Genomic DNA, 20365 nt, shown 5'->3' with positions numbered 1-20365 from the left:
ATGGCTCCACCATGGGCCTGCCCTCGACAGGATCGGGGGATCCATGCCGTTACTTCGGTTCCTTGAAAGAGGCTGATCGGAGCGTGAGGAAACGGCAGGATTGCCGGGTCAAGCCCGGCAATGACGAGGGAAATGACTGGTTGAAACAACGGACCCCCATGACCCAGACCAAGGACCAGATCGCTTTGGAACTCGCTGAGGCCGGCTACATCGCCGACGAAGGCCTGGCGACCGCGCTGCTTCTGACCGGCATGCTCGGCCGGCCGCTGCTTCTGGAAGGAGAAGCCGGGGTCGGCAAGACCGAGGTCGCCAAGGCGCTGGCGCGTCTGGAGAAAACCGATCTGATCCGCCTGCAATGTTACGAGGGGCTCGACCGTTCCGACGCCATTTACGAGTGGAACTATCAACGCCAGCTGCTCGCGATCAAGGCGCGCGAAGGCACGGGGGCGGACGCGAACAGCGTTGAAGAGGCTGTGTTTTCCGAAAAATATCTGCTCGAGCGCCCGCTACTGGCCTCTATTCGGCAGGTAAAGCCACCGGTGCTGCTGATCGACGAGATCGACCGCGCCGACGAGGAATTCGAGGCCTTTCTCCTTGAAATCCTGTCCGATTACCAGGTGTCTATTCCCGAACTCGGAACAGTCACGGCGACCTCCATTCCGCGTGTTGTCCTGACTTCCAACGGCACCCGCGAACTCTCCGACGCGTTGCGCCGCCGTTGCCTTTATCACTATGTCGACTACCCGACGCCTGACCGGGAGGCGCGCATCCTCTTGAGCCGGGTCGACGGGCTCGATGCGGCACTGGCGCTGCAGATCGCAGAATTGATGGGCAAGTTGCGCAAGGAGGACCTGGTCAAGGTTCCTGGCGTTGCCGAAACCATCGACTGGGCGGCCGCGCTTCTGGGGCTTGGCGCAAAGGATCTCGGCGCAAACCGCGAACTGGTGTTCGAAACGCTGGCCTGCGTCCTGAAAACTCGGGAAGACCGGGCCAGGGTCACAAAGGATGTGACCGACCGCCTGCTGGGCAAGGTGGCCTGACCATGACCGCCCTCCCCCTTGAAACCCATGAGGATATCGGTGCCGTGCTCAGACTGCGGCTGGCCGGGTTTGTCCGCTCGCTGCGCGACAGCGGCTTCAAGGTGGGACTGGCGGAGACTGGAGATGCGGCAACCCTGCTGATGTCGCCACTGGTACAAAGGCCTGCAGCTCTGAGGGCGGCCTTTCGCTCGCTCTTCTGCGGGCGCCTGTCGGACTGGCAACGTTTCGATGACCTCTTCGACGCCTATTGGCTCGGACGGGGTGTCAAGTCCGGTGTGAAGGTGACCGGAACCAGCCCCAAGAAGGGCATGAAGACCATTCGGGAACTCGTCGACGCCCAGGGCGCGCGGCAGGACACGATCGCAGGCGACGTGGATCGTCGCCCCGGCGAAGAGGACGAGGCGAGCGATGACACGCCGTCCAGACGTCGGGAAGGCGCAAGCATCGCCGATAACCTGGGCCAAGTGGACTTCCGCGACATTCAGGACCCGGACGCTCTGAAAAAGGCTCACGATCTGGCGGAGCGGCTCGCGCGTTCCATGCGTGTGCGTTTGACACGACGGGACCGGCAAAAGCGCAAGGGCCCCAGGCTGGACCTCAGGCGAACGATCCGTCATTCGATCGCCCATGGCGGCACGCCGATCGACCTTGTGCACAAGGGACCGCGCGAACGGCAGCTCCGTCTTGTGATCCTGCTCGATGCGTCCGGCTCCATGAACAATTACACCGGCGTTTTCACCCGCTTCGTGCATGGCATTCTGGACAACTTCCGCGAGGCCGAAGCCTTCCTGTTCCACACCCGTCTGGTGCATGTGTCCTCCGCTCTGTCCGAACGCGACGCCGGCCGTGCCCTCGACCGGATGGGCCTGATGGCCCAGGGCGTCGGCGGCGGCACGAAAATCGGTGAAGCGCTCTCCGACTTCAACCGCTGGCACGCCGCGCGCGTGATCCATTCGCGCACCTGCGTCATGATCCTCTCGGACGGTTACGACACATGCGCGCCGGAAATATTGGGGGCCGAGATGGCCCGGCTGCGACGCCGCTGCCGCCGCATCGTCTGGCTGAATCCAATGCTGGGTTGGGACGGCTACGAGCCTGTTACCAGCGGCATGCAAGCAGCCCTGCCCCATGTCGACCTGTTCGCGCCAGCCCACAATCTGGACAGCCTCGCCGCTCTTGAACCCTATCTGGCTAGGCTCTGATCCATGGGAGACATACCGATGAAACATTCCATTCCAGGGTCTCACTCGAATGCTGCGCCCGAGCTCACCAGCGATCTGTCATCCTTGATGAGCCGGTTGAAGGAAGACAGCCAACCTTTTGTTCTTGCGACGGTAGTCCGCACAATTTCCGTCACCGCGGCAAAAGCGGGGGCAAAGGCTGTCATCGCCGCGGATGGATCGATCGCTGCCGGCTGGATCGGTGGTGGCTGCGCCCGGGCAGCTGTCCTCAAGGCGGCAAGGGCATCCTTCGAGGACGGTGAAACCAGGCTGATTTCCATTCGCCCGGAAGAACTGCTGGACGAACTCGGCGTCTCACCCGGCGAGGAACGGGAAGGCGTGCATTTCGCGAAAAACATGTGTCCGAGCCAGGGCACGATGGATATTTTCATCGAGCCGGTCCTGCCCCGCCCTTCCCTGGTCATCTACGGCGCCAGTCCGGTGGCGCAGGCGCTGGCCGCCCAGGCCCCGACCATCGGGTTCGACATAACCGTTTGCGCCCAAGGCGAAGACCTTGCGCCGTTCGAAACATCCGCCCGCCTGATAGATGGCTTTGTCGATGCCCCTGCCGGCAATGGCGAAACCTACGTGATCGTTTCCACCCAAGGGCGCGGCGATCTGGCGGCCCTTGCAGCGGCTCTTGCGACACCCGTCAGGCATGTCGGTTTTGTCGGCAGCCGGCGCAAGCTGGCCGCGCTCATGGTCAAGCTTCTGGAAAAAGGCCTTTCGGAAAAGGACATCGGGCGGATCAAGGGACCAGCGGGTCTCGATCTTGGAGCAATCACTCCGGAGGAAATCGCGCTTTCCATTCTGGCCGAGCTCCTGATGATCCGGCGCAGCAACCAGCGCCAGACCACCATTCACCACTTATGAACACGGATTGGAGCAACGTCCATGCAGATGAACGACAGCCAGCGCATCGCGGCGCCCAGGGACAAGGTTTGGGAAGCTCTCAATGATCCGGAAGTACTGAAAGCTGCCATCCCCGGCTGCGAGGAGCTGATCAAGCATTCGGCGACGGAGCTGGAGGCCAAGGTCAAGCTGAAGGTCGGGCCGGTCAAGGCGACTTTCGGCGGCAAGGTCACGCTTAAGGATCTGGACCCGCCCAATGGCTACACCATCGAAGGCGAAGGTTCGGGCGGTGTTGCCGGATTTGCGCGCGGCGGCGCCAAGGTCCGTCTTGAGGAAGACGGCCTCGAGGCGACCATCCTGCATTACGACGTCGACGCAAAGGTCGGCGGCAAGCTCGCTCAACTCGGTGCGCGCCTGATCGACTCCACTGCAAAACGCCTCGCTGGTGAATTCTTTACCGCCTTTGGGGAACAGGTTGCCCCAGCGGCCGCTAAAGAGGAGGCCGGTGACGCCCTACCCGACGCTTCTGCGGCGGCCGAAAAGAAGGGTTGGCTCGGCGGATTGTTCGGTGGCAAGAAACAGGAAGCAGACGCTGACAAAACTTCCGAACCCGCGCAGTGACTTGAGTGCGCCAGGCTCCTTTGCCTGGCGTAGATCCGGGATACGCAATAGGATGAAGAGATGACACAGGCAGACATCCGCCGGAAGACCGGCTTTGAGGATTTTACGCGGGATCCGTCACTGCTGCTGGCGCTCGGCACTGGCTCCGCGCTGACCGCCTTCCTGCTGGTGGCGCATTCCTGCTGCTTCGGCCTCACGGACAGACACCTGGCGCCGCTTCTGCAGATCTGCACTTTCGGCGGTTAGGCCCTCGGTTCCTGAAGGCGCCTGATCAACTGCTGCCGGTTGCCACCTTTCAAAGATACCTTGCGAGATAGTCGTCCGAATAATCGATCTCGAGTTCAATCCAGATCGGCAGATGGTCCGACATCTCGAAGGTTGTCCAGAGACCGTAGCTTCGGGAAAAATCGGCATAGGGCTCCTTGCCGACGGCGGCGCGCTGCGCCACGCAGATCGGTTCGTAATGGGCAAGCATATCGGTATGTGAAATCCGGCGGCGGGCCCCCTGTTTCTCGCCATCCGGCAACATATCGAATTCGTCCTGGGGATAGGGCCCGAAGACGGCTCGGCGCCAGTCGAAAACACCATGCCGCAACAGACGTGTCTTGCGTGTGGCGGCGCCCTTGTCGGTAAAAGCCATCTGGTCGTAAAACCGGTCACCGGTCATGTTGGTCGACGGAAATTCCGGCACCACCATGCGGCTGTCGCGCAGCGCCTGCATGATCGGCCCGTTCAGGCTTTCAATATTCATGTCGCCGAGGAAGATATAGACCTGATCCTCCTTCTTGGCACGGCTGACCAGCATTTTGGTGATGGCGCGGATCTCGTCGGCGCGCATGGCCTTTTTTTCTTCCGTGTCGCCGCCGAAAATCACGTGCGTGGAACACAGGCAGAAACGGAACCAGCCGGCCTGGAACGCCGCGAACATGGGCGAGCGCGCGAACTGGTCGGCACCTGCCAGATCGTCCGGATCAATCACCAGCTCCCCGATGAGCCGCCGGAAATTCACACGGCTCGTGTTGTACATGAACGCCATGCGCTCATTGTTGCCGCCCTTGTGGGTAGAGACATCGGAGACGAAATAGTCCCAGCTGGGCCCGAGCAGTTTGCGCAACCGGTCCAGCGGTGCCAGGTCGCCCTTTACCTCCTGGATAGCGCAGATGTCGAAGGTGCTGATGATCTCCGCGATATAGTGATAGCTTTCATCCAGCCGAGGCGCGCCGTCGTCGAAGGCACGGATATTCCAGCTGCCGATGATCAGCGAGCGCGCCTGGCGCAAGCTGGTGATGGACTCGTTCAGATCCTTGCGCAGCGTTAGCAGACGGCTGGCAATCCAGTTTTGCTTGTCCGGATAATTCGGAAAATCGCCCTTGGCCGGGTCGTGCTCATAGTATTTCAGTCCGTGATAAAAGGGCATGGCGCTAACCTCACGGTTCAATAATTTTGCATAATATACCTTGAGTTGACCAAGTCCAAAGGCGAATTCTGCAGTCAGCGCCATGCGATTGATGCGGCAACATTCTCCTCATCGCTACACAGGATCGGCAGGCATGACTGTCTATTGTTCACTCATGCCCGGTTTTTGATCAATTCCCAGTCAAAAGGCTGCTTGCTGCTAATTCTATACTTAAACCAACCCCATCAAATCGCTGTTTTTAATGCGTCTAATTCTCCATGAGGCATTTTGGCACCTCCCTTGCTTTGTTTGATGGAGTGCAGCGCGCCTAGGGATCCGGTCGGCAACGACACAGGACCGAGAGGTGCAAGCCGGTCACAAGGGCGCCATGCCCAGATAGGCCGGTGACACGGCGGGACAAAAACCCGGGAGACAACTGCACGAGGTTTCGCGCGCGCGAACCTGGCTCCCGGACGTGCGCAGAAATCTCATGACGGACGTCGGACCGATAAGGGTTCGGCCCAAGACAGGAGACGCGCACAGATGCTGAAATCGATTGCCAAAGCCACCCTCCTCGCCGCAGCGCTAAGCTTGCCGCTGTCCCTTACCCCCGCCAAAGCCGAAGTCAAAACGGACTTCAAGGTCTGCTGGTCGATCTATGTCGGCTGGATGCCCTGGGGCTATCTGCAGGACAGCGGGCTCATGAAAAAATGGGCAGACAAATACGGCATCAGCGTCGAGATCGTGCAGATCAACGACTATGTCGAATCCATCAACCAGTACACGGCCGGCGAATATGACGGCTGTTCCATGACCAATATGGACGCCCTCTCGATCCCTGCCGGCGGCGGTGTCGACACCACCGCTCTGATCGTCGGGGACTATTCCAACGGCAATGACGGCATCATCCTGAAGGACAAGACCGAGCTTGCCGACATCAAGGGACAGACCGTCAATCTGGTGGAATTGTCCGTCTCCCATTACCTGCTGGCCCGCGCCCTTGATACGGTTGGCCTTAGCGAACAGGACCTGACCGTCGTCAACACGTCCGACGCCGACATGATCGCGGCTTACCAGACAGATGACGTGACGGCCGTTGTCACCTGGAACCCGCTTCTGTCGGAGATCGAGGCCCAGCCGAATGCTACCAAGGTGTTCGACAGCGCCGGCATTCCGGGTGAGATCATCGATATCATGATGGTCAATACCGAGACACTCGCCGACAACCCGGATTTCGGCAAGGCTTTGACCGGCGCCTGGTACGAGTTGATGGCGATCATGTCCTCCGACAGCGATGAAGGTGTCGCCGCGCGCACTGCCATGGCGGAAGCGTCGGGAACGGACCTGGCCGGTTACGACGCCCAGCTCGCCACCACCAAGATGTTCTTCACGCCCGAAGACGCGGTAGCCTTCACCAAATCCGCGGAGATGCCGAAGACCATGAAGTTCGTTGCCGAATTCCTGTTTGAAAAAGGCATTCTCGGCGAAGGCGCTCCAAGCCCGGAATTTGTTGGCGTTTCCTTCCCGGACGGCTCTGTTTACGGCGACGCGGCCAATGTGAAGCTTAAATTCGACCCCAGTTTCATGACCATGGCGGCAGACGGCACGCTCTGATTTCCGACCTTGATTTCCCTGGCCCGGCGCCTGGAGTGCCGGGCCACTTTCCAGAGGCGGACCACCTTCATGCGCATCATCAACCGGAAACCGTCCAGGCTCACGGCCTTGGCACTGGGGCTGCTGCCCTTCGCGGCCACCGTGATCGCCTACTCGGTTGCCAGCCATTACCGGCGGCTCGACAACCCTGCGGACAAGCTGCTGCCCTCGCTGGACAGCATGGCGGCCGCGTTCTGGCGCATGGCAACCGTGCCTGACCGGCGCTCCGGCGATCTGCTGCTCTGGCTCGACACGTTTGACAGTCTCTGGCGCCTCGGCACCGGCATGGCCGTCTCGACGGTGCTGGCGCTGTCTCTTGGCATCGCCATCGGCTTTATTCCCCATGTGCGAAGTGCGCTCGCACCCTATCTCGCCACGTTTTCGCTGATCCCGCCGATCACCATCCTGCCGATCCTGTTCATCACCTTCGGGCTCGGTGAACTCGCCAAGATCGCGCTGATCGTTATCGGCACCGCTCCGGTGATGATCCGGTCCATGGCCCAGGCCGTGCTCGACATTCCCCGGGAAATGATCATCAAGGCGGAAACGCTCGGCGCTTCGGTCTGGCAGATGGTGACGCGACTTGTTTTGCCGCAGCTCCTCCCCAGACTGATCACCGCGCTCCGTCTCGGGCTCGTGCCGGCCTGGATCTTCCTGATATCCGCTGAGGCAATCGCGTCCACTTCCGGTCTCGGCTATCGGATCTTCCTTGTGCGGCGCTATCTCGCGATGGACGTGATCCTGCCCTACGTTGTCTGGATCACACTGCTCGGGTTCCTGCTTGACCTTCTGCTTTTGCAAGCCTCTCGCCGGCTGTTCCGGTGGGCGCATCAGGGAGTGGACGCGCTATGAGTGACACGCCGAAACTCTCCGTACAGGGCCTGACCAAATCCTATGACGGGCTGCCGGTGCTGGAGCGGGTCGATCTCGATGTTGCCGCCGGTTCGTTCTGCACCATTGTCGGCGCGTCCGGCTGTGGCAAGTCCACTTTTTTGCGCATGCTGCTCTCGCAGGAACTGCCCAGCCGGGGCCGCATCCTGCTGGACGGACGCCCCCTGCCCGACGAGCCGACGCCGGATCGCGGCATCGTCTTTCAGAAATATTCGGTGTTTTCGCACCTGACTGTCGCTGAAAATCTGATCCTGGCCAGCGAGTTTGAGGCCGCCCCCTGGACCGGCCGCTTGTTCGCAAGCGCCCGCAAATCCGCCTTTGCCGACATTGACGGCCTGCTCGAACGCATCGGTCTGAAGGCGGCTGCGAACAAATATCCGGTGCAGCTTTCCGGCGGCATGCAGCAGCGTCTTGCCATAGCCCAGGCATTGATCAAAAAACCCGGCATTCTGCTGCTCGACGAACCGTTCGGTGCGCTGGATCCGGGCATCCGGGTCGACATGCACGACCTGTTGCTCGGGCTCTGGCAGGATCTCGGCATGACCATTTTCATGGTCACACATGACATTCACGAAGCTTTCAAGCTCGGCACGCGTCTCCTGGTGTTTGACAAGGTCCGGCACGATCCGCAGGCCCCGCAGGCCTATGGTGCCACGATCACCTACGACCTGCCGCTGGATTCTCCGGGCGCGGCGCGCAGTCCCGAAGACATCGCCGGTGTGATCGGCGCTCCTGCCATCGATCCGCAAAATCAGTTTTCAAACAGCAACGCCTCATGAGGTCCCCCATGACAAAGATTTTTTCCTCAGGTCCCGCAACCCGGCACAGAGCAGCCGGCCCGGTGCTGCGGATGCAGCCGCGACGGCAACACCATCCGGATTTCGACAAACTGCAGTTGCGTGGCTGGAAAGCCGCCGAGAAGGAAGGCGCCCTGCCTTCAGCCGCCTGGGAAAAGGAAAAGGCCTGGGCACTGCGGATGGGACTGACCGGCTCGGACAGTCTGACCGACAAGTCCATTCCGACCTTTGCGCGCGGCGAGCTGCCGCACTACGCCGGCATCAACACATTCCTGAAGGCGCCATACATCGAGGACGTTACCAAGGTCGGTGCCTATGACGCCGCGGTGATCGGAATTCCGTTTGACGGCGGCACCACCTATCGCCCCGGCACCCGTTTTGGACCGCAAGGCGTCCGGAAAATATCCGCGCTCTATACACCTTATAACTATGAGATGGGCGTCGACCTGCGCGAGCAGATGACCCTTTGCGATGTCGGCGACATCTTCACCATTCCGGCCAATATCGAAAAGACCTTCGACCAGATCACGCGGGCCGTATCCCATGTGGCCTCGTCCGGTGCCTTGCCAATCATGATCGGCGGCGATCATTCGATCGGCTTTCCCTGCGTGCGCGGCATTGCCCAATGCACCTCCAAGCGCATCGGCATCGTTCATTTCGACCGGCATATCGACATTCAGGAGAAGGATCTGGACGAGCGCATGCACACGACGCCCTGGTTCCATGCCACAGACCTGGTCAATGTGCCGGCGGTCAACCTGGTCCAGATCGGCATCGGCGGCTGGCAGGTTCCGCGCGAGGGCGTCGAAGTGGCCCGAGAGCGCAACACCAACATCTTCACCATGCGCGACGTTGAAGAACTGGGCCTTGCCGAAACGGCGGCCCGGGCCCTGGAACTTGCCTGGAAGGACGCCGACGCGGTCTATATCTCCTTCGACATCGACAGCGTCGATTGCGGTTTCGTGCCGGGTACCGGCTGGCCGGAACCGGGAGGATTCCTGCCGCGCGAAGCGCTGGAGCTGGTGTCGTTGGTGGCAAGAGAAGGCATTTGCGGTCTCGAGGTGGTGGAAGTTTCGCCACCCTATGACTGTTCCGACATTACCGCGCTCTTGGCAACGCGCGTCATCGTCGATGTGCTCGGTACACTGGTCTCTCACGGCAAGATGGGCGCGCACAAGGCGATCATCGACAAGCCGGTGAGCATTCCCGCCGGACCGGAGGTGGCGTGACCATGTCCCACGATCATTCGCATCATCGCGGTCACGACCACCATCATCATCATCCCCATGACCACAATCATGCCGGCCCGGACCACCTGCACTCCCATGTACACGGGGTGTCGGCCTCCGACCGGGCGGAAGAACTCCAGGCCCTGTCGGCAAGCTTCATAGACGGTTTTCGCGGCGCTGACGACAAGACCAGTTACCTTCGGCTCGCCGGTGTGCCGTTTCACCAGGCCGGGCCGGACGGTCTGGTCCAGCACCTGGTCGATGCCAGGATCGTCAGCAACTGGCAGGTCGGCACTGCCTCCCCCGCCTTCGCCTCCAGGGAACTGGCTTACATGCCCTTCCCCGGATCGATGGTCGAAGCACGGGAAACCATGACCTTCACCTATGTCTCGCTGACCGAGCGCGCGGACATCGACCTGATAGAGCTTCTCACCCACCGCCTAAGCCATGGAGACATCGACGCATGAAACCCTTTCTGACAATTTGCAGTCTGGCCCTGATGAGCGTGCAGGCTTTCGCCCATCCCGGGGTTCATGATGAAATCACGGGATGGACTTCGGCATCCGAGCATTTTCTCGGATCGCCTTTCCATGTCGTTGTGATCGTCGCCGCGCTAGGGGCCGGTTTTGCCGCGCTGGCAGTGAGACGGTCCTTTGCGGCGAAGGCGAAACAGACCAAAAACTGATGTCTGTCAGATACCGGCAAAGCTGCGCTGACCGTTTTCGGAGAAAAACAGCGTGGTGATGTCGTCGATAGCCATTGGGCCTCCGAACAGGTAGCCCTGCCCGTTGGCGCAGCCGAGATCGACCAGAACATCGCGCTGTTCCACAGTTTCGATGCCCTCGATCAGAACATCGGATCCCATGGTTTCGGCTATGCCGAGAACCAACTTCAAAATGTCCCGGATCTTCCGGTCCCTGACCGCCTTGGTGGCAAAGGACCGGTCGATCTTGATCTCGTCCCAATGGAAATCGGTCAGATAGGACAGCGCCGAATAGCCGACGCCGAAATCGTCCAGAGATATGCCGACACCCAGGGCACGCATCTCGGACAAGGTTGTCTGTATGCGCTTGAGGTCGCTCATGATCGTGGTTTCAGTGACTTCCAGCTTGAGCCTGGAAGCCGGCAATCCCGTCCGGCCAAGGCATTCGTCCATCATGGCGACAACATCGTCGCTCAGGATCTGGGCCACAGACAGGTTGACTGAGACGGTCAGTTCGTTCGGCAGCAACTGGACTTCCGAACAGGCCGTTTCCAGAATTTTCCAGCCGAGCGAAACGATGTCCCCGTTCCTTTCGGCAAGCGGAATGAATTCGGAGGGGGAAATCCAGCCGAGTTCCGAATGGTACCAGCGGGCCAGCGCCTCGACCCCGAAGATCCGGCCGGTCTTAAGATTGAACTGGGGCTGGAAATGCGGCAGCAGTTCATTGGCTTCAATAGCCCGCGCCAGGGCGTTCTCAACGATGGTCTGGCGTTCCATCTCCGTGCGCATCGCCGCTTCATAGGTCACAACGCGGCGCCGGCCGTGATTGACGGCGTTTGCGACAGCAAGATTGGCATTCCGGATAATGTCCGACGGATCGCGTTCCACCGTCTTGGAGTCCGCGTAACCGATGGCGGGGGAAATCAGGAAGGACCCGAGAGCGGTTGGCACCGGCCGCAGAAAGATGTCGTGGATCCGGTTGGCAACGACAGGAGAGGTCAATCCGAACTCCTCATCGGCAACGGCCATCAACAAGAACCCCTTGCCTGCCGAACGGGCAACGCACGTCACGCCTTCCAGCTGGTCGACAGCATGCCGCAGCAGGTCGGCCGTTGAGGCCAGCAGCGCGTCTTCCGTTGCCTGGTTGAACTTGTTGCGCGCGGGCAGTCTGGTTTCCAGGTCGATGCTCAAGACGCTGAGGGTCTGGTCTTCCAGGAGGCCCGACCAGGCCGAAGTCAGCATTTCGTCAAAGGCGCGATGATTGATCAGGCCGGTGACGCTGTCGTGCCTGAGCTGGTGTTCCAGCTGCTCTGCACGGTCCAGACTGGTTTCCGCCTCCAGCTTCTGTTCCTTGCGGCGCTTGTTTTCGAAAAAGATCCACCCAAGTCCCGAAAGCAGAAAACCGAGAAACAGACCGGTCTGCGCGCGCTGGTACATTTGAAAGACGGCTTGGGCGCCATCTTCCTGACGAACGGCCTCCTGGGTAACCATCTGGTTGATTTGTTGAAGAGAACTGTCGATGCCCTGCAAAATGATCAGGGCATTGCTGGTTGCCGTGTGGTCGTCCAGATTGTCCAGATAAGGCAGAACCCTCTGGCTGCTTTTCAAGATGTTGCCGAGCTTCTCTTCAATATAGTCGGATTGGCCGACGACCTGCCGGTAGTTGTCACTCGGCCAGTTGGCAAGAGCCGTCAAAAGCTCCCTGTAGGATTGCCTGGCCGCTTTTGCATCTTCATGAATCTGCAAAGCAGCATACCTGGCGATCAGCTTCTCCTGTTCGGACGTGCTGAAACGCATTGTATCCGCCATCACGGCCGTCTTGAGAGCCGACTTCCGGCGCAACTCCGACTCGGATTGGAAAAGAAGCAGAAAATTCAGAACAACCAGCAGCGCAAATCCGCCACACAACGCCGGAAGTCCTGTACGCAAGACAAAATCAAATCGCATCGGATCAACCGCCCTGATGACAGAATGGTACCGTCCCACAACGGGACTTCCTGATTATCCTCTCCGGCCGTGCGTCTCTGTCCTGGACGAACCGGTGCCCCCCGGCTTGTCTAAATTTATAAGACTGATTGCCTGTGCCCCGCGATCAGTCTTCCCGTCATGATTGGCCAACCGACCTTAGTCCGGCAAACTTACTTGAAACTTACCATGGTCCAGGTCAACGGCCTGACCGCGCATGAGCTTGCATACCCCTAATTTGCGCGCCCTCTGACATTTGAACCAAGAACCGTTAAAACCCTCTAAATCACAATAAACGCAACGTCATTTTGACGGATACGGGATGTGGAAACCTTTTGGCAAATAGGTCTGGTCGCATTGGACCGTGCTGCGACACAGTCTCTTGACGTCGCAGCTCAAGGGCGAAATCCTGCGGTATCGCAGCGATTCAGATCGGAACATCTGCCAATGCTTTTCTTGAATAGGCTCAGGAACGCCTGGTCACCATTCGCATTGATTGTCGCGGTCAGCTGCTTCGGGGCAGCCTTGACCCCCTCCCTGATGCCGCGGGATCCTATGATCCAGGCCGCACTCGGCGCCGTTGCCGCATCGCTTGGCTATGAGGTTGCCCTGCTGACGCGGGCGCTCTGGCGTTATCTGGAGCTTCCCGAAGCCACGCGGTTCAGGCGCGTTTGGTCGAACTCCGGCATCGCGGCAAGTGCCGCAATCCTGGTCTATTCGCTTTCAAAGGCCGCGAGCTGGCAGAACGCCACCCGGGAAGCCGTTGGCCTGCCGCCGCTCGAAACCGGCGCGCCAATCTTCATTTTCGCCGTCGGCAGCGCGCTCTTCCTCGGTCTTTGGCTGTGCTTTCGCCTCGCAGGAATGATCCGGCGGGTTATTGCCGATATCCTGGATCGGCTGTTGCCGCGCCGTGTGGGTATCGTGATGTCGATTGCCTTGGTCGGCTGGCTGTTCTGGGCGCTTGTCGACGGCGCGCTGGTACGCACGGCGTTCCGGGCCGCGGACGCATCGTTTCTGGCGGCCGATATGCTGATCGAACCGGATGTTGCCAAACCGGAAGATCCGCTTAAAACCGGCAGCGCCGCGTCCCTGGTCCGCTGGGAGGAGATGGGCCGGCGGGGCCGGGAATATGTCGCAAACGCGCCAACAAGTTCGGAAATCTCGGCGTTTTTCAAAGGCCCGGTCCAGGATCCGATCCGGGTCTATGTCGGCAGACGATCGGCCAAAACAGCGGAGGAGCGCGCTGAATTGGCCTTGCGAGAACTGATCCGTGTCGGCGGTTTCGAGCGCTCGGCCGTAATCGTCGTGGTGCCGCCGGGAACGGGGTGGATGGATCCCGGCGCGCATGACACGATCGATTTCATGCTGGGCGGCAATGTCGCAACGGTCGCCGTGCAATATTCCTATCTCACCAGCATGCTGGCTCTGGTCGCCCATCCTGATTACGGCGTCGATCAGGCCCGTGCGCTCTTCAAGAAAGTCTATGCCCACTGGACCGGATTGCCGAAGGACCAGCGTCCGCGCCTGTACGTGCACGGTCTTAGCCAGGGCGCTTTCAATTCACAGGCTACCTTGCCGCTCCTGGACATGCTCGGGGATCCCATTGAGGGCGCCATGTGGACCGGATCGCCCTTCTTTTCGAGATATTGGTCGGCCGTGCGCGATCAGCGTAATCCGGACAGCCCCGCCTGGCGGCCGACCTATGGCAATGGCTCTCTTGTCAGGGTGATGGATCAGTATGGCGGTCTTGACGGCAACTTTGCGCCCTGGGGCCCAATACGGGCTGTTTTCCTGAATTACGGCAGCGACCCGATCGTCAATTTCACCTTTGACAGCGCAATCAGGCCACCGGCCTGGATGAGCGCGCCGCGGGCTCCGGACGTCTCGGACAAACTCTCCTGGTTTCCCGTAGTGACCATGCTGCAACTGGCGCTGGATTCCGTGTTCGCACTCGATGTGCCGCGTTTCGGGCATTACTATATCGCGCCGGACTATATCGACGCCTGGGCCGCATTGGTGGAACCCGACGGCTGGTCGGAGGACCGCGCCAACGCGCTCAAGGCGATCTTCGAGCAACGGGGACCCGCGCTGTGATTCCCTGCCCTAGGGCTGGTTCCAAAGCGCCTCCAGACCGCGTTTGAAGGTATCTTTTGCCGGCTCCGCCGCGGCCAGGATGTCCTCGATCTTGAAAAAGTCCATCGCCTTGAAGCGCCCGACCGGCGGTTCGATCAGGAGATCCGGCCGGGTGCATGCAAGTTTCGCGGCGACCAGCGAATGCAGGGTGATCGAAAAGGACCCAATCCAGGTTTCCATACCGGAGGGAAGTCCCGGACGTGTCACAAACTCGGCGCCCGTCACGTCGACGGCAATGCTGAGATAGCCGTCCTGCCGCAGCACGTCGAAGGGAGACGGATTGACAAAACCGCCGTCGATCAGCACCCGGCCATCGATTTCAACAGGCGTCAGCAACATGGGCAGCGCCGACGAGGCGGCGATCGCGGGCAGCAGAGGCCCCTTCTCGAGCACGACTTCGGACTGGGTGTAAAAATCCGTGGCGATGATTTTCACCGGAATGTCGAGGTCCGAAAATTTTTCCGCCAATCCTGACGGAAACACGGTTTCGAACAGGACCACCGGATCGATGATCGCGGGTCGTCCCACATTGAGCAGGGACGACCAGGTCCGGCCATCCGTCAGGAAAAGCTTCTGAAACAGTTGGGACTTGCGGGTGAATAGTTCGACGGTGAAGTCCCTGATTTCACGCCCGCTCAAGCCGCTGGCATAAAAGCTGCCGAGGATGGCGCCCATGGAGGTGCCGACGATTTCCGCCGGCCTAACCCCGAGTTCGTCCATGGCCTCCAGGACGGGAATATGCGCAAACCCCTTGGCGGCGCCGCCACCGAGTGCAAGCGCGAATTGATCTGCCCGGGGCTTTTCGCGTGAACTTTCCTCGGAACTGGATGCGGCGCTCGCTGACATGAAAACGGGCAAGGTGCTGCCAGCCGCGGCTACGGCAAGCATGAGGTCGCGTCGTTGGATCATGTGGAAGCCGCCGATTGTTGTGTTGAAAACACATAACACATTCCGCTCGCGGCGGCTTGTAGCCTTGACGCACCCGGCCTGGAACAAGGGCAAATTTGCCAATTTGAAACGGGCCGGAACGAAGTCCCGGCCCGCGGTATTAAACCTTATTGCGGCAGCTTGTCGTCGACGCCCTGGACATACCAGTTCATGCCGAGGATCGCGCCGTCATCCAGGGTAACGCCGTCTTCAGCGGCTACCGTGCCGTCCTGTTTGGTGATCGGACCGGTAAACGGCTCCCAGCCGCCCTTGATCTTCTCTTCGGTCGCCTTTGCCATTTCGACGACGTCATCCGGCAGGTTGGTGTAAGGCGCCATCACCACGTGGCCTTCCGCAAGACCGTCCCAGGTGCTTTCGGATTTCCACGAACCGTCGAGAACCGCTTCAACGCGGTGGATGTAGTAAGGCGCCCAGTCGTCGATGATCGCCGTATACTGAGCGTCCTTGGCGAAGTTGATCATGTCGGAGGCCTGGCCGAAGCCGTGCACGCCGCGCTCCTGAGCCACCTGCAGCGGTGCGGTGGAATCGGTGTGCTGGGTGATGATGTCCGCGCCCTGATCAATCAGGGCCTTGGCGGCATCGGCTTCCTTGCCCGGGTCGAACCAGGTGTTGACCCAGACAACCTTCAGCTTGAAGTCCGGATTGACGGACTGGGCACCGAGCAGGAACGAGTTGATGCCGGAAACAACTTCCGGGATCGGAAACGAGGCAATGTAGCCGGCAACACCGGACTTGGACTGTTTCGCCGCGATCTGACCGATGATGTAGCGGCCTTCGTGGAACTTGGAATTATAGGTCGCAACATTGTCGGCGGTCTTGTAGCCGGTGGCGTGCTCGAACTTCACATCCGGGAACTTCTTGGCGACCTTGATGGTCGGGTTCATGTAGCCGAACGAGGTCGTGAAGATGATGTTGCAGCCTTCCCGGGCGAAGCGCTCGATAGCGCGTTCGGCATCAGGCCCTTCCGGAACGCTTTCCAGATAGGCGGTTTCAACCTTGTCGCCGAAATGTTCTTCCACGGCCTGGCGGCCCTGATCATGCTGGTAGGACCAGCCAAAATCGCCGACCGGTCCGACATAGACAAAGCAAGCCTTGACGTCTGCCGCCTGGGCGGCGGAACCGGCTGCCGCGAAGGCGATGGCGGCAACGGTGGTTTTCAAAAGAGACTTCATGTGGTTTCCCCTCTGGTTTGACTTCTCAATGCGATCTTGTGACCCGTCCCGCGCCTGATCGCATCGGCGCATGGACTGACCGGTGGCTGGGAGGCTCACCGGTCGGGAACGAAAGGCTTGCCGAGGCAGGCCGGTGTGTTGACGAGCGTCAGTCTGCGGTTTGCCGAGATCAGCACAAGCACCAAAATAGTCGCAAGATACGGCAAGCTGGACAGGAACTGGGACGTCGTTGCAATCTCAATGGCACCGGTAACGAATCCGGGCAAGCCCGACAGGAACGGCGAGGACAGGTCGAACTCAAACGCCTGTGCATGCAGGTTGAGAACCGTGACCGCACCGAACAGATAGGCCCCTATCACCACGCGAAGCGGCAGCCAGGATGCGAACACGACCAGAGCAAGGGCGATCCAGCCCCGACCGGCGGACATGTTTTCCACCCATTGCGGAGTATAGGCAAGAGACAGGTACGCCCCCGCGAGACCGGCGCAGGCACCGCCGAACAAGATGGCGGCAAAGCGGATCCGGATGACCGAATAGCCAAGCGCATGGGCCGATCCGTGATTGTCGCCAACGGCGCGCAGCACCAGGCCCAGCCGGGTCCTGAACAAGCCATAGGCCACAAGTGCGACCAGCGCGAAGCCGAGGTAGACGATGGCGTCCTGCTGAAACAGAACCGGACCGAAGAACGGAATTTCGGAAAGGCCCGGAATGTAGAGCTCAGGGAGCTTCAAACCGGGCACGCCGATAAACGCCTCACCGATCAGGCCGGAAAAACCGATACCGAGGATTGTCAGCGCCAGGCCGGTTGCCACCTGGTTGGTTACAAGCGCCAGCACCAGAAACCCGAACAGGGCCGACATAGCCATACCCGCGGCAATCGCGGCGACCACGCCGAGCGCGCCGGAACCGGTCTGGTTGGCAACAGCAAAGCCGACAACGGCGCCCATGATCATCATGCCTTCGACGCCAAGGTTCAACACGCCGGAGCGTTCCACCACCAGCTCACCGATGGCGGCTATCAGGAGCGGAGTTGCCGCTGTGATAACAGTCAGAAGAACGGCTTCAAACATGGGACGTCTCCCCGGCGGTCACACGGCGGGACACCATGCGGATGCGATATAGGATGAAGGTGTCACAGGCGAGCACAAAGAACAGCAGCAGACCCTGGATCACGCTGGCGATCTTGTTGGAAACGCCCATGGCCGATTGCACCGCCTCGCCGCCAATATAGGACAGCGCCAAAACAAAGCCGGCCACGATGATACCGAACGGGTTCAAGCGGCCCAGGAAGGCGACGATGATGGCGGTGAAGCCATAGCCCGGCGAAATCGTCGGCAGCAGCTGGTTGAGCCCGCCGGAGACTTCCATGGTTCCGGCAAGCCCGGCCAGCGCACCGGCCAGGGCAAACGAAAACAGCGTCAATCGCTTGGCCGAGAACCCAGCGAAACTGCCCGCGCGCGGACTTTCTCCCATTACCCGGATCTCGAAGCCTTTCAAGGTCTTGGCCAGAACCAGGGCCAGCACGATCGCGATAATGATTGTGATCGGCGTCGACAGGCTCATCAGGCCGCCGAATACGTCCGGCAGGGTTGCTGCGTCGGAGAAGATGCGGGATTCGGGGAAATTGTAACCGCCGGGATCCCGCCAGGGGCCGCGCACCAGATAGTCCAGAAGCAGGCTGGCGACATAGACCAGCATCAGGCTGGTCAGGATCTCGTTGGTGTTGAACCGCGTTTTCAAGACGGCTGGTATCAACGCCCAGAGAGCCCCGCCCAAAGCGCCGAACACCAGCATGAGCGGCAGCGTGGCGACATTTTCGAAGTCCGGGTAAAGGATCGGCAGGGCCGAACCAAACAGCGCGCCGAAAATGAACTGACCTTCGGCACCGATGTTCCAGTTGTTGGAGAGATAGCAGACCGCGAGACCGCAGCCGATCAGGATCAGCGGTGTGGCCTTGTCGATCGTGGCTTCGAGCGACCATTGTTGCGTCAAGGGTTCGATGAAGAACTTATATAGCGCAATCAGCGGGTTGTGACCGGATATCAAGAAGATGATTCCGGCTGCTAGCGCCGTCAGCGCCACGGCGATCAAGGGGGACAGCAGCAGCATCGCCTGGCTGTGTTCCTTGCGTTTGACCAGTTCGATCCGCATCAGGCGACCTCCCCTTGGGCTTCCGCGCCACCGGCCATTAACAGGCCGACCCGTTCACGGGTCATATCGGCAGCGGGTTCGGCCGCCGACAGATAACCTCTGGAAATGACCGCGATCCGGTCGGCGATTTCAAAGATTTCATCGAGGTCTTGGCTGATCACCAGGACGGCGGAGCCCGCCCGTGCCAGGTCGATCACCGCCTGGCGGATCAAGGCCGCGGCGCCGGCATCGACGCCCCAGGTCGGCTGATTGATCACAAGAACACCCGGTTTCCGGTCGAGCTCCCGGCCGACAACGAATTTCTGCAGGTTGCCGCCTGAAAGCGAGCGCGCTTCCGGGTCGTCATGGGACACGCGCACATCAAAGGCCTGCTTGATGCGCTTTTCCATGACGCTGGCCTGTTGGATGGACACCATTCCCCCGCTGATGAGGCCGTCGCCGGTGCTGTGCCGTGTCAAAACAATGTTCTGTGACAGTTTCATGCCCGGAACGGCGCCATGGCCAAGCCGTTCCTCTGGAACGAACGCGGCCTTCTGCCGGCGCCGCCAGGTGACGTTTTTCGTGCCACATGCCTTGCCGTCGATCTCGATCATCGAGGACGCCACCGGCATTTCACCGGAGATGGCGTCGAACAATTCCCCCTGGCCGTTGCCGGCAACCCCGGCGATGGCCACGACCTCGCCTGCATGGAGCTTCAGCGAAATGCTGTTGAGCGCTGTCGCGAAGGGAGTGGCGGCTTTTGCGGAAAGCCCCTTGAGGCCGAGGCGCACCGCGCCAATCTGCGGTTTCTGGGCACTTGCGCTGACCGCGGCGACATCTGCACCGACCATCATGCTGGCGAGCGAGGCCGGCGTTTCCTTTGTGGGATCGCATTCACGCACGACCTGGCCATGCCTGAGGATCGTTGCGTGGTGACAGATCCGCTTCACCTCTTCGAGCCGGTGACTGATATAGAGCACCGCGCAGCCTTCGCCCGCGAGCCTTTCCAGCGTCAGGAACAGCTGGTCGGCTTCCTGCGGCGTCAGGACGGAGGTCGGCTCGTCCATGATGATGAGCCGCGGTTCCTGCAGCAGGCAGCGCACGATCTCGATACGTTGGCGAATACCGACCGGCAGATCGGCGACGACGTCATAGGCGTTCAATGGCAGACCGTAATCGCGCGAGACGACCTCGATGCGCTTGGCGAGCTCGGCCATGTTGCCCGGATTGGGTAGCGCAAGCGCGATGTTTTCGACGACATTCAGGGCTTCGAACAGCGAAAAATGCTGGAACACCATGCCGATACCGAGATCGCGCGCTGCGGCCGGATTGTCTATTTCCACCTGGCGGCCATCCCAATGGATTTCACCGCCATCGGGATCGAGCGAGCCGTAGAACATTTTGACCAGCGTCGATTTGCCGGCCCCGTTCTCACCCAGGAGCGCGTGGATTTCACCCTTGTTGATGATGAGATCGACCCGGTCATTGGCGAGAATATCGCCAAAGCGTTTGGTCAGTCCCCGTGCGTCCAGCAATGCGTCCTTTTTGGATCTGTCATTGCGGACTTTGCCGTCGTCCACCTCTGTAGTCATGGTCTGTGCCAAGTTGTCCCCCT

General features: G+C 60.4%; 19 protein-coding genes. 12 read left to right on the top strand and 7 right to left on the bottom strand.

The annotated features are described in order from the left end of the window. Positions 1-158 precede the first annotated feature (158 nt). From M0H32_RS04615 to M0H32_RS04595, 5 genes are read left to right on the top strand one after another with little or no spacing between them, the layout of a single operon-like run. Complete coding sequence (locus M0H32_RS04615; protein WP_248151780.1) at positions 159-1040, top strand: AAA family ATPase; 882 nt, start codon at positions 159-161, stop codon at positions 1038-1040. Between the two features lie 2 nt (positions 1041-1042). Further along, on the top strand, positions 1043-2242 hold the full coding sequence (locus tag M0H32_RS04610) for a vWA domain-containing protein (protein ID WP_248151274.1): 1200 nt from the start codon (positions 1043-1045) through the stop codon (positions 2240-2242). 18 nt (positions 2243-2260) lie between these two features. Next, positions 2261-3133 (top strand): XdhC family protein, encoded by an 873-nt coding sequence (locus M0H32_RS04605; RefSeq protein ID WP_248151271.1) that lies wholly within the window; start codon positions 2261-2263, stop codon positions 3131-3133. Positions 3134-3154: 21 nt separating this feature from the next. After that, on the top strand, positions 3155-3733 hold the full coding sequence (locus M0H32_RS04600; RefSeq protein WP_248151268.1) for an SRPBCC family protein: 579 nt from the start codon (positions 3155-3157) through the stop codon (positions 3731-3733). 60 nt (positions 3734-3793) lie between these two features. After that, on the top strand, positions 3794-3979 hold the full coding sequence (locus tag M0H32_RS04595; protein ID WP_248151264.1) for a hypothetical protein: 186 nt from the start codon (positions 3794-3796) through the stop codon (positions 3977-3979). Positions 3980-4028: 49 nt separating this feature from the next. On the opposite strand, the gene M0H32_RS04590 is transcribed toward M0H32_RS04595, so the two are convergent. Next, the gene (locus M0H32_RS04590) at positions 4029-5150 is read right to left on the bottom strand and encodes an endonuclease/exonuclease/phosphatase family protein (protein WP_248151257.1); all 1122 of its coding nucleotides are present in this window, start codon (positions 5148-5150) and stop codon (positions 4029-4031) included. A 522-nt stretch (positions 5151-5672) separates the two neighbouring features. Between M0H32_RS04590 and M0H32_RS04585 the strand changes: the two genes are divergently transcribed. The 6 genes from M0H32_RS04585 to M0H32_RS04560 all read left to right on the top strand — a co-directional run bounded on the left by M0H32_RS04585 (position 5673) and on the right by M0H32_RS04560 (position 10384). Continuing rightward, on the top strand, positions 5673-6743 hold the full coding sequence (locus M0H32_RS04585) for a putative urea ABC transporter substrate-binding protein (RefSeq protein ID WP_248151255.1): 1071 nt from the start codon (positions 5673-5675) through the stop codon (positions 6741-6743). Between the two features lie 69 nt (positions 6744-6812). After that, positions 6813-7634 (top strand): ABC transporter permease, encoded by an 822-nt coding sequence (locus tag M0H32_RS04580; protein WP_248151252.1) that lies wholly within the window; start codon positions 6813-6815, stop codon positions 7632-7634. After that, positions 7631-8452, top strand: coding sequence for an ATP-binding cassette domain-containing protein (locus M0H32_RS04575; protein WP_248151249.1), 822 nt, complete (start codon positions 7631-7633; stop codon positions 8450-8452). The genes M0H32_RS04580 and M0H32_RS04575 overlap by 4 nt, the downstream gene beginning before the upstream one ends. An 8-nt stretch (positions 8453-8460) precedes the next feature. Beyond that, entirely contained in the window at positions 8461-9699 is a 1239-nt protein-coding gene (locus M0H32_RS04570; protein WP_425607291.1) for an agmatinase family protein, read from the top strand. A 2-nt stretch (positions 9700-9701) separates the two neighbouring features. Then, complete coding sequence (locus M0H32_RS04565) at positions 9702-10166, top strand: hypothetical protein (RefSeq protein ID WP_248151246.1); 465 nt, start codon at positions 9702-9704, stop codon at positions 10164-10166. Further along, positions 10163-10384, top strand: a complete 222-nt coding sequence (locus tag M0H32_RS04560) for a hypothetical protein (RefSeq protein WP_248151241.1) — start codon at positions 10163-10165, stop codon at positions 10382-10384. Before M0H32_RS04565 ends, M0H32_RS04560 begins: the two co-directional genes overlap by 4 nt. Before the next feature lie 6 nt (positions 10385-10390). On the opposite strand, the gene M0H32_RS04555 is transcribed toward M0H32_RS04560, so the two are convergent. Continuing rightward, positions 10391-12199: a putative bifunctional diguanylate cyclase/phosphodiesterase gene (locus tag M0H32_RS04555; protein WP_248151238.1), complete on the bottom strand. Its 1809-nt coding sequence runs from the start codon at positions 12197-12199 to the stop codon at positions 10391-10393. A gap of 615 nt (positions 12200-12814) precedes the next feature. On the opposite strand from M0H32_RS04555, the gene M0H32_RS04550 reads away from it, so the two are divergent. Beyond that, the gene (locus M0H32_RS04550) at positions 12815-14461 is read left to right on the top strand and encodes an alpha/beta hydrolase (RefSeq protein ID WP_282449165.1); all 1647 of its coding nucleotides are present in this window, start codon (positions 12815-12817) and stop codon (positions 14459-14461) included. A 9-nt stretch (positions 14462-14470) separates the two neighbouring features. Here M0H32_RS04550 and M0H32_RS04545 read toward each other — a convergent pair whose 3' ends face one another. From M0H32_RS04545 to M0H32_RS04525, 5 genes are all read right to left on the bottom strand, one after another. Beyond that, a complete protein-coding gene (locus tag M0H32_RS04545) occupies positions 14471-15409 on the bottom strand; it encodes a patatin-like phospholipase family protein (RefSeq protein WP_248151234.1) in 939 nt (312 codons plus the stop codon). Positions 15410-15555: 146 nt separating this feature from the next. Next, complete coding sequence (locus M0H32_RS04540) at positions 15556-16620, bottom strand: BMP family ABC transporter substrate-binding protein (protein ID WP_248151230.1); 1065 nt, start codon at positions 16618-16620, stop codon at positions 15556-15558. A 95-nt stretch (positions 16621-16715) separates the two neighbouring features. After that, positions 16716-17690 carry an ABC transporter permease gene (locus tag M0H32_RS04535; protein ID WP_248151227.1) on the bottom strand — a complete coding sequence of 325 codons (975 nt, stop codon included), beginning with the start codon at positions 17688-17690 and terminating at the stop codon, positions 16716-16718. Continuing rightward, on the bottom strand, positions 17683-18771 hold the full coding sequence (locus M0H32_RS04530) for an ABC transporter permease (RefSeq protein ID WP_248151215.1): 1089 nt from the start codon (positions 18769-18771) through the stop codon (positions 17683-17685). The genes M0H32_RS04535 and M0H32_RS04530 overlap by 8 nt, the downstream gene beginning before the upstream one ends. Beyond that, the gene (locus M0H32_RS04525) at positions 18771-20342 is read right to left on the bottom strand and encodes an ABC transporter ATP-binding protein (protein ID WP_248151776.1); all 1572 of its coding nucleotides are present in this window, start codon (positions 20340-20342) and stop codon (positions 18771-18773) included. The genes M0H32_RS04530 and M0H32_RS04525 overlap by 1 nt, the downstream gene beginning before the upstream one ends. Between the last annotated feature and the right edge of the window lie 23 nt (positions 20343-20365).

The organism is Roseibium sediminicola (genome assembly GCF_023156505.1).
In the GTDB taxonomy this organism is placed as follows: Bacteria; Pseudomonadota; Alphaproteobacteria; order Rhizobiales; family Stappiaceae; genus Roseibium; species Roseibium sediminicola.
This window is presented reverse-complemented; position numbering and strand designations above follow the sequence as displayed.

Coding starts and splice junctions, on each gene's coding strand:
- M0H32_RS04615 (WP_248151780.1), top strand. CDS start 159: ATGACCCAGACCAAGGACCAGATCGCTTTGGAACTCGCTGAGGCCGGC.
- M0H32_RS04610 (WP_248151274.1), top strand. CDS start 1,043: ATGACCGCCCTCCCCCTTGAAACCCATGAGGATATCGGTGCCGTGCTC.
- M0H32_RS04605 (WP_248151271.1), top strand. CDS start 2,261: ATGAAACATTCCATTCCAGGGTCTCACTCGAATGCTGCGCCCGAGCTC.
- M0H32_RS04600 (WP_248151268.1), top strand. CDS start 3,155: ATGCAGATGAACGACAGCCAGCGCATCGCGGCGCCCAGGGACAAGGTT.
- M0H32_RS04595 (WP_248151264.1), top strand. CDS start 3,794: ATGACACAGGCAGACATCCGCCGGAAGACCGGCTTTGAGGATTTTACG.
- M0H32_RS04590 (WP_248151257.1), bottom strand. CDS start 5,150: ATGCCCTTTTATCACGGACTGAAATACTATGAGCACGACCCGGCCAAG.
- M0H32_RS04585 (WP_248151255.1), top strand. CDS start 5,673: ATGCTGAAATCGATTGCCAAAGCCACCCTCCTCGCCGCAGCGCTAAGC.
- M0H32_RS04580 (WP_248151252.1), top strand. CDS start 6,813: ATGCGCATCATCAACCGGAAACCGTCCAGGCTCACGGCCTTGGCACTG.
- M0H32_RS04575 (WP_248151249.1), top strand. CDS start 7,631: ATGAGTGACACGCCGAAACTCTCCGTACAGGGCCTGACCAAATCCTAT.
- M0H32_RS04570 (WP_425607291.1), top strand. CDS start 8,461: ATGACAAAGATTTTTTCCTCAGGTCCCGCAACCCGGCACAGAGCAGCC.
- M0H32_RS04565 (WP_248151246.1), top strand. CDS start 9,702: ATGTCCCACGATCATTCGCATCATCGCGGTCACGACCACCATCATCAT.
- M0H32_RS04560 (WP_248151241.1), top strand. CDS start 10,163: ATGAAACCCTTTCTGACAATTTGCAGTCTGGCCCTGATGAGCGTGCAG.
- M0H32_RS04555 (WP_248151238.1), bottom strand. CDS start 12,199: ATGCGTTTCAGCACGTCCGAACAGGAGAAGCTGATCGCCAGGTATGCT.
- M0H32_RS04550 (WP_282449165.1), top strand. CDS start 12,815: ATGCTTTTCTTGAATAGGCTCAGGAACGCCTGGTCACCATTCGCATTG.
- M0H32_RS04545 (WP_248151234.1), bottom strand. CDS start 15,409: ATGATCCAACGACGCGACCTCATGCTTGCCGTAGCCGCGGCTGGCAGC.
- M0H32_RS04540 (WP_248151230.1), bottom strand. CDS start 16,620: ATGAAGTCTCTTTTGAAAACCACCGTTGCCGCCATCGCCTTCGCGGCA.
- M0H32_RS04535 (WP_248151227.1), bottom strand. CDS start 17,690: ATGTTTGAAGCCGTTCTTCTGACTGTTATCACAGCGGCAACTCCGCTC.
- M0H32_RS04530 (WP_248151215.1), bottom strand. CDS start 18,771: ATGCGGATCGAACTGGTCAAACGCAAGGAACACAGCCAGGCGATGCTG.
- M0H32_RS04525 (WP_248151776.1), bottom strand. CDS start 20,342: ATGACTACAGAGGTGGACGACGGCAAAGTCCGCAATGACAGATCCAAA.